The 14821-nt window shown below is 36.4% G+C and carries 21 protein-coding genes; 4 read left to right on the top strand and 17 right to left on the bottom strand.

Annotation, left to right across the window (positions count from 1 at the left end):
- Window positions 1–92 precede the first annotated feature (92 nt).
- The 8 genes from QRX23_RS06740 to nrdH form a co-directional block, all read right to left on the bottom strand.
- Window positions 93–461, bottom strand: a complete 369-nt coding sequence (locus QRX23_RS06740; RefSeq protein WP_150191287.1) for a fluoride efflux transporter FluC — start codon at window positions 459–461, stop codon at window positions 93–95.
- A complete protein-coding gene (locus QRX23_RS06745) occupies window positions 449–835 on the bottom strand; it encodes a fluoride efflux transporter FluC (RefSeq protein ID WP_330155104.1) in 387 nt (128 codons plus the stop codon). The genes QRX23_RS06740 and QRX23_RS06745 overlap by 13 nt, the downstream gene beginning before the upstream one ends.
- Window positions 836–848: 13 nt before the next feature.
- Window positions 849–1622 carry an ABC transporter ATP-binding protein gene (locus QRX23_RS06750; protein WP_330155105.1) on the bottom strand — a complete coding sequence of 258 codons (774 nt, stop codon included), beginning with the start codon at window positions 1620–1622 and terminating at the stop codon, window positions 849–851.
- 6 nt (window positions 1623–1628) lie between these two features.
- Window positions 1629–2516, bottom strand: coding sequence for an ABC transporter permease (locus tag QRX23_RS06755; protein WP_330155106.1), 888 nt, complete (start codon window positions 2514–2516; stop codon window positions 1629–1631).
- Window positions 2517–2523: 7 nt separating this feature from the next.
- Window positions 2524–3513: a tryptophan ABC transporter substrate-binding protein gene (trpX, locus tag QRX23_RS06760; RefSeq protein WP_330156129.1), complete on the bottom strand. Its 990-nt coding sequence runs from the start codon at window positions 3511–3513 to the stop codon at window positions 2524–2526.
- 318 nt (window positions 3514–3831) lie between these two features.
- Window positions 3832–4788: a class 1b ribonucleoside-diphosphate reductase subunit beta gene (gene nrdF / locus QRX23_RS06765; protein WP_150191290.1), complete on the bottom strand. Its 957-nt coding sequence runs from the start codon at window positions 4786–4788 to the stop codon at window positions 3832–3834.
- Between the two features lie 32 nt (window positions 4789–4820).
- On the bottom strand, window positions 4821–6992 hold the full coding sequence (nrdE, locus tag QRX23_RS06770; RefSeq protein ID WP_150191291.1) for a class 1b ribonucleoside-diphosphate reductase subunit alpha: 2172 nt from the start codon (window positions 6990–6992) through the stop codon (window positions 4821–4823).
- 85 nt (window positions 6993–7077) lie between these two features.
- The gene (gene nrdH / locus QRX23_RS06775) at window positions 7078–7314 is read right to left on the bottom strand and encodes a glutaredoxin-like protein NrdH (RefSeq protein ID WP_040760879.1); all 237 of its coding nucleotides are present in this window, start codon (window positions 7312–7314) and stop codon (window positions 7078–7080) included.
- 257 nt (window positions 7315–7571) lie between these two features.
- Here nrdH and QRX23_RS06780 point away from each other — a divergent pair, with 257 nt between their 5' ends.
- The 3 genes from QRX23_RS06780 to QRX23_RS06790 are packed head-to-tail and all read left to right on the top strand — an operon-like array spanning window position 7572 to window position 8970.
- Window positions 7572–8018, top strand: a complete 447-nt coding sequence (locus tag QRX23_RS06780; RefSeq protein WP_330155107.1) for a class Ib ribonucleoside-diphosphate reductase assembly flavoprotein NrdI — start codon at window positions 7572–7574, stop codon at window positions 8016–8018.
- Between the two features lie 23 nt (window positions 8019–8041).
- Window positions 8042–8695 carry a hypothetical protein gene (locus tag QRX23_RS06785; protein WP_330155108.1) on the top strand — a complete coding sequence of 218 codons (654 nt, stop codon included), beginning with the start codon at window positions 8042–8044 and terminating at the stop codon, window positions 8693–8695.
- An 11-nt stretch (window positions 8696–8706) separates the two neighbouring features.
- Window positions 8707–8970, top strand: a complete 264-nt coding sequence (locus tag QRX23_RS06790; protein ID WP_150177896.1) for a hypothetical protein — start codon at window positions 8707–8709, stop codon at window positions 8968–8970.
- Between the two features lie 96 nt (window positions 8971–9066).
- On the opposite strand, the gene QRX23_RS06795 is transcribed toward QRX23_RS06790, so the two are convergent.
- From QRX23_RS06795 to QRX23_RS06825, 7 genes are all read right to left on the bottom strand, one after another.
- Window positions 9067–9702: a LysM peptidoglycan-binding domain-containing protein gene (locus QRX23_RS06795; protein WP_330155109.1), complete on the bottom strand. Its 636-nt coding sequence runs from the start codon at window positions 9700–9702 to the stop codon at window positions 9067–9069.
- A gap of 453 nt (window positions 9703–10155) precedes the next feature.
- Complete coding sequence (locus tag QRX23_RS06800; protein WP_330155110.1) at window positions 10156–10497, bottom strand: cysteine desulfurase; 342 nt, start codon at window positions 10495–10497, stop codon at window positions 10156–10158.
- Between the two features lie 23 nt (window positions 10498–10520).
- Window positions 10521–11216, bottom strand: coding sequence for a 5'-methylthioadenosine/adenosylhomocysteine nucleosidase (locus QRX23_RS06805; RefSeq protein WP_330155111.1), 696 nt, complete (start codon window positions 11214–11216; stop codon window positions 10521–10523).
- A gap of 31 nt (window positions 11217–11247) precedes the next feature.
- On the bottom strand, window positions 11248–11541 hold the full coding sequence (locus QRX23_RS06810; RefSeq protein ID WP_002828588.1) for a hypothetical protein: 294 nt from the start codon (window positions 11539–11541) through the stop codon (window positions 11248–11250).
- Window positions 11542–11553: 12 nt separating this feature from the next.
- Entirely contained in the window at window positions 11554–12117 is a 564-nt protein-coding gene (locus QRX23_RS06815; protein ID WP_330155112.1) for an NUDIX hydrolase, read from the bottom strand.
- Between the two features lie 22 nt (window positions 12118–12139).
- Window positions 12140–12340 (bottom strand): cold-shock protein, encoded by a 201-nt coding sequence (locus QRX23_RS06820; RefSeq protein WP_348650840.1) that lies wholly within the window; start codon window positions 12338–12340, stop codon window positions 12140–12142.
- A gap of 26 nt (window positions 12341–12366) precedes the next feature.
- Complete coding sequence (locus tag QRX23_RS06825) at window positions 12367–12738, bottom strand: DUF3397 family protein (protein WP_002828592.1); 372 nt, start codon at window positions 12736–12738, stop codon at window positions 12367–12369.
- Window positions 12739–12852: 114 nt separating this feature from the next.
- Here QRX23_RS06825 and QRX23_RS06830 point away from each other — a divergent pair, with 114 nt between their 5' ends.
- A complete protein-coding gene (locus tag QRX23_RS06830) occupies window positions 12853–12975 on the top strand; it encodes a DUF4044 domain-containing protein (protein WP_002828593.1) in 123 nt (40 codons plus the stop codon).
- A gap of 99 nt (window positions 12976–13074) precedes the next feature.
- Here QRX23_RS06830 and QRX23_RS06835 read toward each other — a convergent pair whose 3' ends face one another.
- Together QRX23_RS06835 and QRX23_RS06840 are read right to left on the bottom strand one after the other, a co-directional pair.
- Entirely contained in the window at window positions 13075–14196 is a 1122-nt protein-coding gene (locus tag QRX23_RS06835; RefSeq protein WP_330155114.1) for an ATP-grasp domain-containing protein, read from the bottom strand.
- Between the two features lie 23 nt (window positions 14197–14219).
- Window positions 14220–14783 (bottom strand): glycoside hydrolase family 73 protein, encoded by a 564-nt coding sequence (locus tag QRX23_RS06840; RefSeq protein ID WP_002828596.1) that lies wholly within the window; start codon window positions 14781–14783, stop codon window positions 14220–14222.
- Window positions 14784–14821: the final 38 nt, after the last annotated feature.

Below are 14821 nucleotides of genomic sequence, written 5' to 3' on the forward strand. Positions count from 1 at the left end.
ATACTATTGAGTGTACCACCTGTGAAACAACCATTCAACAAAGATTAACCCATCAAGCAAATTATTCTTATTTTTTACATATATCTGTGCACTTAAAGCAAATTTTGACCAATTTGCATGCCAAGCCAAAAAATAATCAAGCCCCCAATAAATGTCATAATTGTTTTAAAAACTAGCATTTGATGTGGACCATGCGGTTTTTGAATAGCATCTGCAATGTCCACAATTGGTGCTGAAAACGTCGACAAGCCACCTAAAATACCTGGTGCTAAAATTGTATGAAGCCAATCTGGCAAAATTAATACCACAACAATCCCCATACCCAATGCTGCTAATAGATTAATGCAGACAACCATTAAATCTGCTAACTTGCCAAACCACCGAGGAGCCACTGTTAATAGCCCAAAACGAATGAGCGAGCCACACATTGCCCCTAAACCAGTTAACATTATTTCTGCCATGACGTCACCATTTTATGACCGATTGCACGACTTAACAGCACAACCGCCACACCACCACCGATGCTTATTAATAAATACAACAAGGCCGAAAAAAATGACAATCGACTAATATCAGCCAATGCTGTTGAGTAAGTCGTATATGCACCTAATATTCCTACCATAATAAAGTTTGCCGTCACTTGACTAAGTTTAGTAACTTTACCAAGCAATATGACTAACAAAGCAGACATAAAAGTCCCCGTTAGGTTCACAATAATTGTTGCCCATGGAAACTGATTATTGTGAAAAATAATCAGCATGATTGCTCGTAATACACCACCAATAAAACCGCCACCCGCAACTGCCAAACTATTAGCTATTATGTTTTTTTTCATCACACTATTGTTATTAGTAACGATTAAAATAATTTAATAAATCAGTTACTGTTAATTTCTCCTTTTCTTCACCACTCACATCCAATGAAATTTTTCCTTCTGACATAATGATTAAACGATTACCATAATCTAACGCATCTTCTAAATGATGGGTAATCATTAATGCTGTTAATTTTTCTTCATGGATTCGTTCGTTTGTCACTCGCATTAATTGTGTACTTGTCTTAGGATCCAATGCTGCTGTATGTTCATCTAACAATAACACCTCTGGTCTGAGTTGGGTAGCCATTAAGAATGACAAGGCTTGTCGCTGACCACCTGACAAATCACCTGCATCCATATCTAATCTATCCGACAAACCATTTCCCATGGTTTTAGTAACTGCCACAAAGGATGCTTTTTTTTCATCAGTCAACCCACGATTTTTTAGACGCCTTCTTAAGCCTCTTCTTTCGGCCAACAATAAATTTTCTGCTACGGTCATTCGTGGTGCAGTACCCAGTTTGGGATCTTGGAAGACCCGCGCCAAAAAATGTGTTCGTTGCGCTTCATCTAACTTAGTTACATCACGATCGCCCAGGAAAATATGTCCACTAGTTAGTGCCAAAGAACCAGCAATAACATTAAACAGTGTTGACTTACCAGCACCATTAGATCCTAAAACAGTCACAAAATCACCATCTCGCAGGATTAATGATACATCATCTAATATTGTTTTTTCATTCGATTGACCCTGATTGACAACAACCGTTGCATGATCTAATCGTAATTTTTCTTTTAAAGCCATAGTTAGTTATCCTCGTTTTAAAAATGCATTTAAACGCAACTTTGAGCGTATTCCCGGTAACATCAATGCCAGTCCAAGTATAATGGCACTTACTAATTTCAAATCATCTGCATTAAAGCCGATATATAAGACAATAACTAGAACAAATCGATAGAAAATTGATCCAATAACAATTGTAATTAAACGTTCAGTCAAAGTCAGTGTATCAGTAAATACAACTTCACCAATAATAATTGAAGCAAGTGCAACCACAATTGTACCAACACCCATGTTCACATCAGCGAAACCATTATTTTGTGAAACTAATGCCCCACCGAGGCCAATTAACCCGTTAGCAATCATTAATCCTAAAATTGTCATATTGTCTGTGTTGATACCTAAAGAACGAGCCATCTTAGGATTATCACCAGTCACGATAAAAGATTGACCTAATTCTGTTTTCAAAAATAATGCCAAACAAATTGTCAATAATACAATCATAATCAATCCAATAACAATGACCGGAAAATTAGGGGGTAAAATTTTTAAAAAATGATATGAAAATAAGCTGTCTTTCCCCAGCAATGATCGATTGGCTTGACCCATAATTCTTAAATTAACGGAATAGGCCGCCGTCATCGTTAAAATCCCTGCAAGCAAAATAGGAATCTTACCCTTTGTATATAGTAGACCAGTAACTAATCCTGCTAAACTTCCCACTAATGCTGCACAGATTGTCGCAATAATTGGAGAGACCCCATTTGATATTAAAGTAACTGCAGTTGCCGCACCTAAGGGGAAAGTTCCCTCCACTGTCATATCGGGAAAGTCTAAAATACGGAAAGTTAGGAATAATCCAAATCCTAAGGTTGCCCAAATCAATCCCTGTCCAATAGCTGAAATTAAAATATTCATAATTGCCTCACTTTACGAATTTTGCTTGTTGATTATATTTATTTGGCAATTTAATGCCTAATTTATCTAACTGTGCGCGATTAATAACTAAATCACCCTTTTTAATAAAACCAACTGGCATATCTTTGGGCTTTTTGCCCTTTAATATTTGGGCAACTTGCTTTCCTGTCTTGATTCCTAATTCTTCTTGATTAATTGATTCTGCTGCAAGACCACCATCTTTAACCATGGTATCTACCGTTGGAAATACCGGGACATTCGCTGCATTTGTACTATCAATCAGTGTTGGCATTGCCCCTGCAATCGTATTGTCAGTTGGTACGAATACTGCATCAACCTGGTGATTAGCAACCATTTGCTTAGAAGTTTGATTTAAATCATTTGATGATGAGATTGTATATGGTTTTACCTGAATACCTGCTTTTTTGGCTAATGCCATCATCTGTTTGGCTTGAATCGATGCTGAATCGTCAGAAGAGGTGTAGATAACACCAAGATTTTTTAGATGCGGCAAAAAAGTTTGCATCATTTTTAATTGTGATTTTAAAGGTGCTTGATCTGACACACCTGTCACATTACCGCCTGGGTGCTGATAACTTTTCACAAGTTTTGACTGTATTGGTGTTGTTGATGCAGCAAAAACAACTGGTCTATCGGTAATTGTATTTGCCAAAGACACTGCTGCTGGGGTTGCAATTCCTACCGATACATCAGCCTGAGCATTATCAAATTTTGATGCCATTGTTTTCAAATTTGATTGGTCGCCCTGAGCATTTTCAAAAAGTATTTTGATATTTTTCCCTTTATGAAATCCCTCACTTGCTAATCCTTCATAAATACCTTTATTAATTGCATCTAGGGCCGGATGCTTCATAAATTGTAAAACTGCCACTGTTGGTATGGCTTTTTTTTGCTGCTTATCAACCGTCTCATATACACCAGCAAAAAGTGTAAATAACGCTAATACGCCAATTGTACCCAATATTTTTTTATTCATTTGCTTACTCACTTCCACTATTATCTTTTTGATAAAATAAAAAACACGAGCAGATACTATAGTACCTTCTCGTGTTTAACATGAAAAGGACTATACACTAAGTCGTGTAACCCTTTCCAATAATTTTTGGAAAATTAGTCAGCACAGACTCAATACATCTGCTCCAAAAGGAACCACGTACCAAGTCTATGCAATCATAGCTCGTACGCGTTATCTGCGCCACCAACCATTTAATTGGAAATTAACTTTAACCATAACTAATTTTCTCCTCGTTTATTAATGTCATAATAATATCACGTCTTTTTTACTTACGCAATACTATTCAATATAATAATCATCATCTTCCATAGCTTCAACTTGACCAAGGCGATAACCATTACCAACTTGTGAGAAGAAATCATGGTTTGAGGTTGTTGTCGAAATACCATTCATAACGATTGGATTAACGTCTTCAGCCCCGTCTGGGAATAATGGATCCTGACCTAAATTCATCAATGCCTTATTCGCATTATAGCGAAGGAATGTTAGCACAGACTCAGTCCATCCAATTTCATCATATAATAATTTGGTATATTTTTCTTCGTTTCCATATAAATCTAGCAATAAATCGTATAACCAGGTTTTTAATTCATTTTGTTCATCTGTACTAAGCTCATTGAACCCTAATTGGAACTTATAGCCAATGTACGTACCATGGACTGACTCATCACGCAAAATTAACTTAATAATCTCAGCAACATTATTTAGTTTATTGTGTCCTAAATACCAAAGTGGTGTATAGAATCCTGAGTAAAACAAAAATGTCTCTAAAAACACTGAGGCAACTTTACGCTGTAATTGGCTACCATTTTGATAAACCTGATTGATTCGATTTGCTTTATATTGTAAAAATTCATTACTATTTGTCCAATCAAATATCTCTTCGATTTCAGCTGGTGTGTGTAATGTTTCGAAAATTGAAGAATATGACTTGGCATGGACAGATTCCATAAACTCAATATTATTTAAAACTGCTAGTTCATGTTGTGTCCTAGTTGCTTGCTTCAAAGATGCCATACCGTCTTGAGACTGCAATGTATCCAGTAATGTTAGCCCACCAAAAACGTGACCAACCAAATAATGCTCTTGTTCGGTCATTTTACGCCAATCATCCAAATCATTTGACAGAGGAATTCTTGTGTCAAGCCAAAATTGCTCTGTCAATTTTTCCCAAGTGGCTTTATCAACCTTGTCTTCAATCGCATTCCAGTTGATTGCTTCATATCCTGCTGTCATCTGTTCACCTTATTCCTTATCTATACCGCAGTCTAAATTGAACAACTTTCACATTCATTAACACCAAACTCCTCCATATCATCCGTATAAGTACGAATATAGTAGATTGATTTGATACCCTTTTGATAAGCATACAATCTTAGAATGTTTAAGTCACGTGTGGTCATCTTTTCAGTATGACCATCCTTCCAGTCGTATAGTCCCGCAGGTATTGTGGAACGCATAAATAATGTCAATGCCATTCCTTGATCAATATGCTGTTGTGCTGCTGCATAAACATCAATAACACGACGCATATCCATATTATACGCAGACTCATAGTAGGGTAACGTATCTGTTCCTAAATAAGGTGCCGGATAATAAATTTTTCCAATCTTCTTTTCTTGTCGCTCTTCAACACGATTAATGATAGGATGCAATGAAGCAGTTGCGTCATTCACATATGAAATTGACCCAGTTGGTGCGATAGCCATGCGATATGCATTGTATAACCCATATTGCTTAACTGACTCCGCTAATGCAACCCAGTCTTCCTTTGTTGGGAAATGATGTACAGAAAAGATTTCTTTCACCTTATCTGTTTTTGGTGACCAATCTTCGTTAATATATTTATCAAAATAAGCACCACTAGCGTAAGTTGATTTTTCAAACTCATAAAAACTAGATTGACGTTCTTTCGCAATATTGTTTGAAGCAACCAAACTATAATAATTTAGCATCAAGAAGTAGGCATTAGTAAAGTCCAACGCCTCCTCATCACCATAATACATATGATTTTTAGCAAAAAAAGCGTGTAACCCCATAGCGCCGAGACCAATTGCATGTGTCTGGCGATTACCTAACCTTACAGATGGCACAATATCGAGATCTGTTTGATCCGATACAAATGTTAATGCACGAACCATTGCATCGACTGACTTACCAAAGTTCTTTGTTGCCATCATATTAACAATGTTAGTTGACCCAAGATTACATGAAACATCTGTTCCCAATTCATCATAAGTTTGCTCATTATTAATTTGTGATGCTCGTTGAACTTGTAATATTTCTGAACATAAGTTAGATGAAATAATCTTTCCAGCAATTGGGTTAGCAGCATTAACTGTGTCTATATTGATAATATAAGGGTAACCAGATTCTTGCTGTAACTTTGAAATTTCAGTCTCTAGTTCACGAGCACGAATTTTCTTTTTGCGAATTTGCTTATTAGCCACCATGGCATCATATTCTGCCGTAATGTCTACATAATTAAATGGCTTGCCGTATACTCGCTCGACGTCATATGGAGAGAATAGGAACATATCTGAATTATTTTTAATTAATTCATAGAATTTGTCAGGAACAGTTAAGCCAAGTGACAATGTTTTCACACGAATCTTTTCATCAGCATTTTCTTTTTTAGTTGCCAAAAAATTCATAATGTCTGGATGAAATACTGATAAGTAGACAACTCCCGCACCATTACGTTGACCCATTTGGTTTGAGTATGAAAATGAGTCCTCCAATAGTTTCATAACAGGAACGACCCCAGATGCAGCATTAGCAATGCCTTTGATTGGCGCACCGGCCTCTCTCAAATTCGACAAAACAATACCTACACCACCACCAATTTTAGATAATTGAAGTGCTGAATTAATCACACGTCCGATGGCATTCATATCGTCAGTTGCCTGTAAAATGAAACATGAAACTAACTCTCCACGACGTGAACGCCCAGCATTTAGAAAAGAAGGAGTCGCCGGCTGATAACGTTGATGAATCATTTCATCAGCTAAATTCATGGCCAGTGTTTCATCCCCATTAGCATAAAATAGAACATTCATCACAATTCGATCATTGTAATTTTCAATGTAATAATCACCATCATTTGTTTTTAAAGCATATTGTGCATAAAACTTGTATGCAGCCATAAAAGACTTAAACTGAAAATTCTGTGATTCCAAATATGCATATAGCTTTTCAATGAAAGTCATCGTGTACTTGTTGACCATTTTTTGATCCACATAATCGTTTGCAATCAAATAATCAAAACGATCCTGTACTGAGTTAAATTGCTTCGTATTTGGCTTAACATTTTCTTGAATAAAAGCCTGTAGCGCTTCAGTATCTTTCTGTAACTGAATACTATTATTTTTTGGAATATTTAATTGGTTATTCAGATCAAAATAAGTTACCTTATCTAAATCCAGTGTTGCTAATGACATATAATTCCCCCGCGTACCTAGTGTAAAGCGGAATCCCATTGATTGCACCGACACATAAGTATCTTAATTAATTATTTTGATTAAATTAGATTGCTTTACTTAACTTTGCAAGCAAATCTGGTCGGAACCCTCTAACAGGCTCCATATCTTCTGAAAAGACAACTGGTACTGATTGATAACCTTTGTCTTTTAAGAAGGCAAGTGCTTCAGCATCATTTTCAACATTCTTTTCTGAATAGCTAATACCATATTGCGTTAATGTCTTCTTGGTCATAAGACATTGTATGCAGTTATTTTTTGTATATACGGTCACATTTTGCATATTTTCACCTAAACTTTCTTCTTCTATAAAACCTAACGCTTTGTTAATATGACATTGAGTATAAACCACTCAACTAACTGTTTGCAAGCTATTAATTTGCTTAAAAAAAGGCTTGACATAGGCTTTATAGCACCACATAAGCCTTTTGAGTGATTATTACAAAAAGATTAAATAATAACTTTCCGTTACATATTTAATTGCTAATTATCATAATATTTTTTAGACTTAATGTTAGTAGAAAATTTTGGAGGATAAAAATGCCTATTCATCTGTTATATACTTCAATCTCTGGCAATACCCACTCATTTATTGAAAAACTAACAGCGTATGCTGAAACACAAGGACGTGTCACTTTTACCCCAATTGAAGTTTCAGATGCAACCCCTGACATAATTGCAGATGCACCCTTTTTTGTCTTTGTACCGACCTATTTAGATGGTGGCAACGGTATCGATAATGGTGTATTTGAAATATTGACGGATTGCCTACGTGAACAATTAGAGATCCCCGAAAACCAACAACATTTACTAGGAATTATTGGATCGGGAAATAAAAATTTTAATGCCCAATACATCTTAACAGCCCGTCGTTATGCGCTGCAGTTTAATGTACCGTTAATTGCTAATTATGAATTGCGTGGTACGTCAACTGATGTCGAGCGCGTTTATAACGCAATCCAACAACGTTTAGAAGAAATCAAATAATTAAAGAGTCGAAGTTTAAAATCATGCCAGTCACTAAACAAAAAACTAAAAAGGTCTCACTCACAAAACAACGGCGTGCAGAAACGTGGCACCAATTAACTAGTGAGCAACAAGCTGTTGTACAAAAGCATATTCGTTATCAACAAACATCACTATTTATGAATCATGAATTAGTCGGACATGGGCGACATTGGTCCTTAGTTGCTTATCATGAAAATTTTAATTATGAAGACACTCATAAACCTCAGTTATATTGTGACTGTGGTCGTCGCCTAAAGTATCAATATGTTCTAGCCAATGATTTGGGTGAAGAAATAAAACTAGGCATCACTCATTTTGCTGATCATATCGGCATTCCTGAACCAGTCGCTCGCCAATTACAAACTGAAATCCATCAATTAAATTTTGGACTCGATGAATTGTTGCAACGTATCCGTCGACATGCTGGTTTAAATCAGGAAATGCGCCACTGGTTTATTGATCATCAAACGGCATTTAAAAACTTGCCACCACAGACGGTCGAATTTATTCTCCAGAACTTACCCCCAGAAAGAGAAGTACAAGCCGACATTGTGCGTGCATTTAAAAAAGCAACTTATGTAAAAAAACCTCGTACACATCACAAGAAATCGAAGCTTGATAAAAATGCTTGGCAAGAACTTTTCCGAGACATTTGAAATAAGGAGTTATGATGATCAAAATTTACCTTGCACCAACCGTAAAGCCAAGATTTGCCCTACTAGTTGATGAGAGTCGTGAACTAGTTTCTCAGGTTTATCCGATTCAAGTCCACACTTTTCCATCAGAGTTAAGGCAAATAAAATCTTCTGATATGATGGCACTCCATACCAAACAAACACAACTACTGGCAAATAACAATTATTGGTTATGGCCCATTGACGAAAGTACAAATCACTTTCCATTAAACACACAGCAACATGTAAAAAATTAATACAAAAATAAAAAGGTTACATCTAAATTGGAATTATTCCCAGTTTAAGATGTAACCTTTAAAATTTTATGAGTTAGTTGTTTAAACCCACTCGGTTTACCACCAACCGTTAGCTACACGGAAAGCAATGGCATTTTCAACTGAACCGTAACGTGAAGTTGCGTAGTTCAACATACCTTGTGTTTGTGATGCAACAGAGCCATAGCCCCATGATTGATTAGTTTGACCTAATCCATGATATTGACCATTTGATGCATTAACATTTCCACCTGATTCAGGCATTACAACTGAAGTCCACAATGCTGAAGTTCCACCAGCAGCAATAAATTGGTCATAGGTTGATCCTGAAGCTGAACTTGTTGAAGTTTGTGTTGTTGCTGCACTAGATGATGATGTAGCTTGTGAAGTTGCTTCGCTAGCAGCTGGTGCCACTGAAGCGACTGAAGTTGCTGCTGATTGTTGTGTAGCAACGGCACTAGATGCTGGTGTTACAGCCTGTGTTGTAGCAGCAGCTTGATCATCTAATTCAAATTGTTCACCAACAAAAATCATGTTGGCATCTGCAATTTTGTTAACATTTAGAATACGGTCTACTGTGGTGTTATGATTTGCGGCGATTGATGATAGAGTGTCTCCTGACTTAACAGTGTATGTATCAGCTGATACATCAGTGGCCATTGCAGCAGTTGCAATACCAGCGACAGTTAATGCAGTAAGTACTTTCTTATTCATGGTAAATAATTCTCCTTGATGTTTGCCAATTATAGCATTTAATCTATCCAGTCCTCTGCAACACAGGAATTATCACTGCGTTGGGAACTGAACTCTTAACGACAAGTAATAGTTTACCAAGCTCAGACTGTTATTCGTTACAATGCTGCGACATTGCGTTACACATGTATCACAAACAAACTTTTTGTTAGAAATTAAATTGTAACATCATACCTTGTACCGCTCTAAATGACTGTTATAACAGCTTTCTTAAAATGATCATTAACCGGTTAAATAAGGACGTTAATTTTATCAAAATCGCTAAATTCTTTTTAACACTTTATATTTTTAGAAATAAAGCTTTACTGATTACGACAATGTAACAGTATTAAAGTTAACTTATATTCTGTTTTTTTACTTTTAGCTTTAAAAAAACAGCTTGGCGAATGGTCGTCAAACTGCTCTTAAAATGTCTTATATTTTTTTTATGATTTCCCGTGTAACTAACTCATTTAAATAAAAGCGATACAATGACACTAAATCTTCATGATGCTCATGTTTAAAAATGTTTATTGTTGCGTTGCCACTAGGATTAATTGTCTTTATTTTAATGCCCGTCAATTGTTTGTTCACAACAACTTTTAACTTAATCGCATTATCTAACCCTTTGTCTGGTTCTAATGAACGATTCATCACGTATGAACCGGCATTATTCTTTACAAAACCAGTATCGCCTAATGCATATTGTTTTAATTGCGGATTAAATTGGTAGACAACATCATCCCCAGCAACTTTAACAGTTGTTTCAAAGGCCATTTTGATATCCTCCCCTACTATGATTAAGCTTGTGCCTCAAAAAAATTAATGAGAACTTGTGCAGATTGTTGTCCTGCCTCAACAATAAAATCGTCAAAAGTCATCCCCGCATCACCATTAGCATTGTCTGAAATGGCTCGCACAACTGCAAATGGCACATCAAAGTAATTAGCCACCTGAGCAATTGAGGCCCCTTCCATTTCTGCTGATTGTGCTTCAGGAAAGTGTGTTAAGATTGTTTGCTTTTGCTCATTGCTTGCAATAAACGAATCACTCGTCACGACTAATCCTCGCACCAAACGAGCATCCGTCACCTTCTCGTATGATTCTGACAAATCATTTGATAAATCAGTATCTGCCTTAAAACGAGCAGGTTGTTGTGGTACTTGCCCATATGCATATCCAAAAGCACGTGCATCTGCATCTGCATACGCAAGGTAATCAGCAATGACAATATCACCAATTCGTAGATCAGTTCCCAAAGCACCTGCTGATCCTGAATTAATTACGGCATCAACACCAAAATTAGTGATTAGTAACGTCGTGGTTAAAGCAGAAGCAACCTTACCAATACCGGATTCTACAACGACAACATCCACATGACCAATCTTTCCATGATGAAATAGTTTTCCCGCAATGGTTGTCTTTTTTTCATCAATCATTGCATCAACTAGTGCTGCCTTTTCCTCTGCCATTGCATTTATTACACCATATCGCATTAAAAAATCTCTCCTTTATTTTAATCGTCTACTACAAAAAGAATAGTATTAGGTAAGTTATAATAATTAACACTATCAAAACAATAATCGTTACATTTAACCGATGTTTCAATCGTGATGTTTTACCATTCTTTGTCAGCTTACGTGTTTGTGAATCCAATTCATAACGACCATGTCTGGTAATTCGATGCTCTTCACGAGTTAATAATTCAGGCGAAGCAATATTATCCTCGCGATTCTCACCTTCTACCCCCGGCTTAGAATTATCAACAACTTTTGAACGTTGTTGCCGAGTTGTTACTTGTGACTTTTTTTTAAATACCATTATCTTCACCTATTATTGTAAAGTACGCCAGTAAAGGTATGCCATATTAGTCTTAGCATCCTCCAATTGTCCGTTCTCAAATAATACAGTGGCTTCTTCATAACTAACATAAACTAAGTCAATTTTTTCATCATAATCTTGTGGTAATTCATGTGTCACAGACGATAAATCAGTTGCTAGATATAGTGTCATGTACTCATTTGAAAAACCAATTGAAGAATAAAATCCCGTTATTTTCTCCACATGATGCGCTTGAAGTCTTGTTTCTTCATTTAATTCCCGATTTACTGCATCAAGTGTTTTTTTATCTCGCGTATCAATTTTACCAGCAGGCACTTCCAAGGTTAATTTTTGAACTGGAGCACGCCATTGTTTTTCTAGAATCATTTTGTTATCTGCTGTCAGTGCTAGAATCGCAATTGCATCGGCATGATAGACAATATCACGTTTTGCTTGACGACCATCAGGTAATGCAACTGTCTGTTCTGTCGCCCGAATGATATGGCCATTATACTTTTCTTCCTCATTTAAGACCGTTTCCTTAAATTTATTCGTATCTGCTGATAAATCTATCATGTCATTGACCTCCAATCAATTATTAATCCAAGACTTCAACTGCTGCTGCTTGAGGACCACGAATACCTTGAACAACAACTAATTTAACCTCTTGACCAACCGTCAAATCACGAACTCGTGGCGTTTGAATTGCTGAAAAATGTACAAAGACATCATCTTCACCTTTCAATTCAATAAAACCAAAGCCCTTATCTGATTGCCATGTTTTTACGTATCCACTAATTTTTTTCATGTATTTACTCCTTATTCTTAAGTACGAGTTATAAAGTAGGCAAAGGCTGAAATACCAATTAAAACAACATAGCTGGCAAGTGTACTGATTCGCCACCAAATAAGCCAAAATCGTCTTGTCTCGAAATTTTCACGGACAAATCCTTGATATAAAGCCAGCGCAATACCCCAAACAACAAACATTAACAGCATAGGCGCAAGCATTATGATATGCCAAACCTCAAACGTTGTCACAGCAATGCTCCACCATGCAAAAAAAACAGCAATATCTGTAACCTTTATATTCTTTGGCCAATTATTTTGAAAAAACACTTGTTTGATAATCCAAAGTACAATTAGCAGAATTATAGCAATGAAAACGGTAACTGGCCAATTAAATAATGTCAGCATCCTTGCCTCCTTAAATTCATTAATCTATTTATTATACCTTTATTTAATCGCTCTGTGGTACGTTATACCATTTTTTTGATACAATAGACTAAATGAAAAGTTAGAGGTACCATAATGCAAAAAAATACGAAAAAGAAAAAATCAACAATGCAAAAGGTTATTCAAGGATTTGTCATCTTCATGCTTATTCTATCATTTGCCAGTGTATTCATTACCTTGTTGCAAATTTCTTTCTAACCAAATACAAAAAACAAAGGGCTGGGACGTTTTGACGTTCCAGCCCTTTAAACGTGTTCCAAAAAACTAAATCCTTGCTGTAACACGTGCTTTTTTCATTTAATCGTTAAATTGCCAAACACCAGCAACATGTAACTGATTCAACAATTGTTCAGAACTTGATCCTGCAGCTAAAACATGACCAATTTGTGGTAATAAAGTTGGCGAGTGGTAAATTGAAACTTGCCAGTGTGGCTGAATTTGCCAATGTCTATATAACTTAGATTCTTCTTTATCACTAATAGGCATGTAGATGGCAGCCGCTTCAAAAACAACTTCTGATAGCCGCTGACCAGTGACTGCTCTTAAGTGTTGCATTGTCACACCAACATTAACAGAAACATCATAAAGAACTGTTGTCTTAGACAAACCAGGAATCGTATTACGTAAATAAAGTGTGCCATTCTCGGAAACCAAAAATGTGACATCATAAGCACCAATATAATTAAGAGCCTGACCTAGCTTTTCAGTCACCTTCTTAATTTCTGTAACAATTTCATCTGAAACATCCCCAACTGTCCATGCTCTTGTTAACCCTGGTTCAGGAGTTTCTACTTGTCGCAATGGATACAATGTTGTCTCATCATGTGAACCTCGAACAGCAGTCATAACAAATGATTGCGTGTTCTCAAGCCATGGTTCTACCAGCAATGTACCACCATCAATTAGTGGTGCTACCAATCCAAGATCCCAATCTCCACGCAAAATTACTTGATCATCAATATGCTTGTGTTTAAACACAGGCTTTACAATAATTGGATAACCCAACTTGGTACCTGCTTGTGCAATTTCGTCTAATGAACTACCTGTTTCGTACGGCAGTATATTTAATGATTCACTTTCATAAAAAGCTTTGGCTAATGCATGATCATCAGTAATATCTAATATTGTTGTTCCCTGTGGCACGACTTGATTAGTCAACTGATTCGTAATTTGTGTTGGTAACCACGCTGACGTATAAGTTATCATGTCAGATAATGCGACAAAACTTTCAATTTCATCATCATTATCCTTCTCCCCTAAGAAACGGTAGTCTGCGTCTTTAAATACTACTGATTCAGCAGTACTACTATATGCTGCAACTTGATACCCCATATTATGAGCAGCTTGTGCCAAGTAACGGCTAGTAATGCCTTCACCAATTATACCAATCGTTGCACCTGGTAAAATTTCATAACTCATGTTCTCACCCTTTTCATCCATTTCTATTTATCATCATACTTATTTAAGTGATAAGTTTCAATCATATGAATTATTTTGTCAGCGTATGTCGGATCTGTTGCATATCCCCCAGTTACTAATCCATTCGCTGCTGTTTTATAATCAGTTGCTTGAACAACCGTTGCATACCGTTGCGGGTTATCTGACGTGCCACTAACTAGCAATTTCGCATGACTTGCCATCGAATCTTGCCAACTATTATAGACTCGAAATGAGTCATTGATCGTAACCCATTGATTATTTTCAAACTCCTTGGTTGCGAGTGTGACACTTGGTTGACCAGCTGAAGACTTCACACCAAAAAAATTATTGTACTTAGCTGACAGTTCAGATTGACCCCAATTTGACTCTAGAGCAGCTTGAGCAATACTAATAGATGCTAATACGCCGTATTGTTTCTCAAGTTTCTGGGCCTCAGGGGCAATTTTTTCTATGAATGCTTCTCGAGAAACTGGCACTTGAGACACCTCTTCTGTTGTTTTTTCTTTATTCGCCTGTTGTATACGTATATCCGTTTGCCAAAATCCAATACTTAGTAAAATAACCACACATAAAAATACACGACCCTTATGTAGCTGACCTTTCT

This window comes from Weissella paramesenteroides (assembly GCF_036327715.1).
Taxonomy (GTDB): domain Bacteria; phylum Bacillota; class Bacilli; order Lactobacillales; family Lactobacillaceae; genus Weissella; species Weissella paramesenteroides.

What these genes read in the sequence shown, in the direction of transcription:
- nrdF (WP_150191290.1), bottom strand. Translation starts at nt 4,788, where the DNA reads ATGACAGCAGGATATGAAGCAATCAACTGGAATGCGATTGAAGACAAG.
- QRX23_RS06810 (WP_002828588.1), bottom strand. Translation starts at nt 11,541, where the DNA reads ATGGTATTTAAAAAAAAGTCACAAGTAACAACTCGGCAACAACGTTCA.
- QRX23_RS06740 (WP_150191287.1), bottom strand. Translation starts at nt 461, where the DNA reads ATGGCAGAAATAATGTTAACTGGTTTAGGGGCAATGTGTGGCTCGCTC.
- trpX (WP_330156129.1), bottom strand. Translation starts at nt 3,513, where the DNA reads ATGAATAAAAAAATATTGGGTACAATTGGCGTATTAGCGTTATTTACA.
- QRX23_RS06785 (WP_330155108.1), top strand. Translation starts at nt 8,042, where the DNA reads ATGCCAGTCACTAAACAAAAAACTAAAAAGGTCTCACTCACAAAACAA.
- QRX23_RS06830 (WP_002828593.1), top strand. Translation starts at nt 12,853, where the DNA reads ATGCAAAAAAATACGAAAAAGAAAAAATCAACAATGCAAAAGGTTATT.
- QRX23_RS06805 (WP_330155111.1), bottom strand. Translation starts at nt 11,216, where the DNA reads ATGCGATATGGTGTAATAAATGCAATGGCAGAGGAAAAGGCAGCACTA.
- QRX23_RS06800 (WP_330155110.1), bottom strand. Translation starts at nt 10,497, where the DNA reads ATGGCCTTTGAAACAACTGTTAAAGTTGCTGGGGATGATGTTGTCTAC.
- QRX23_RS06790 (WP_150177896.1), top strand. Translation starts at nt 8,707, where the DNA reads ATGATGATCAAAATTTACCTTGCACCAACCGTAAAGCCAAGATTTGCC.
- nrdH (WP_040760879.1), bottom strand. Translation starts at nt 7,314, where the DNA reads ATGCAAAATGTGACCGTATATACAAAAAATAACTGCATACAATGTCTT.
- QRX23_RS06815 (WP_330155112.1), bottom strand. Translation starts at nt 12,117, where the DNA reads ATGATAGATTTATCAGCAGATACGAATAAATTTAAGGAAACGGTCTTA.
- QRX23_RS06825 (WP_002828592.1), bottom strand. Translation starts at nt 12,738, where the DNA reads ATGCTGACATTATTTAATTGGCCAGTTACCGTTTTCATTGCTATAATT.
- QRX23_RS06745 (WP_330155104.1), bottom strand. Translation starts at nt 835, where the DNA reads ATGAAAAAAAACATAATAGCTAATAGTTTGGCAGTTGCGGGTGGCGGT.
- nrdE (WP_150191291.1), bottom strand. Translation starts at nt 6,992, where the DNA reads ATGTCATTAGCAACACTGGATTTAGATAAGGTAACTTATTTTGATCTG.
- QRX23_RS06795 (WP_330155109.1), bottom strand. Translation starts at nt 9,702, where the DNA reads ATGAATAAGAAAGTACTTACTGCATTAACTGTCGCTGGTATTGCAACT.
- QRX23_RS06780 (WP_330155107.1), top strand. Translation starts at nt 7,572, where the DNA reads ATGCCTATTCATCTGTTATATACTTCAATCTCTGGCAATACCCACTCA.
- QRX23_RS06750 (WP_330155105.1), bottom strand. Translation starts at nt 1,622, where the DNA reads ATGGCTTTAAAAGAAAAATTACGATTAGATCATGCAACGGTTGTTGTC.
- QRX23_RS06755 (WP_330155106.1), bottom strand. Translation starts at nt 2,516, where the DNA reads ATGAATATTTTAATTTCAGCTATTGGACAGGGATTGATTTGGGCAACC.
- QRX23_RS06835 (WP_330155114.1), bottom strand. Translation starts at nt 14,196, where the DNA reads ATGAGTTATGAAATTTTACCAGGTGCAACGATTGGTATAATTGGTGAA.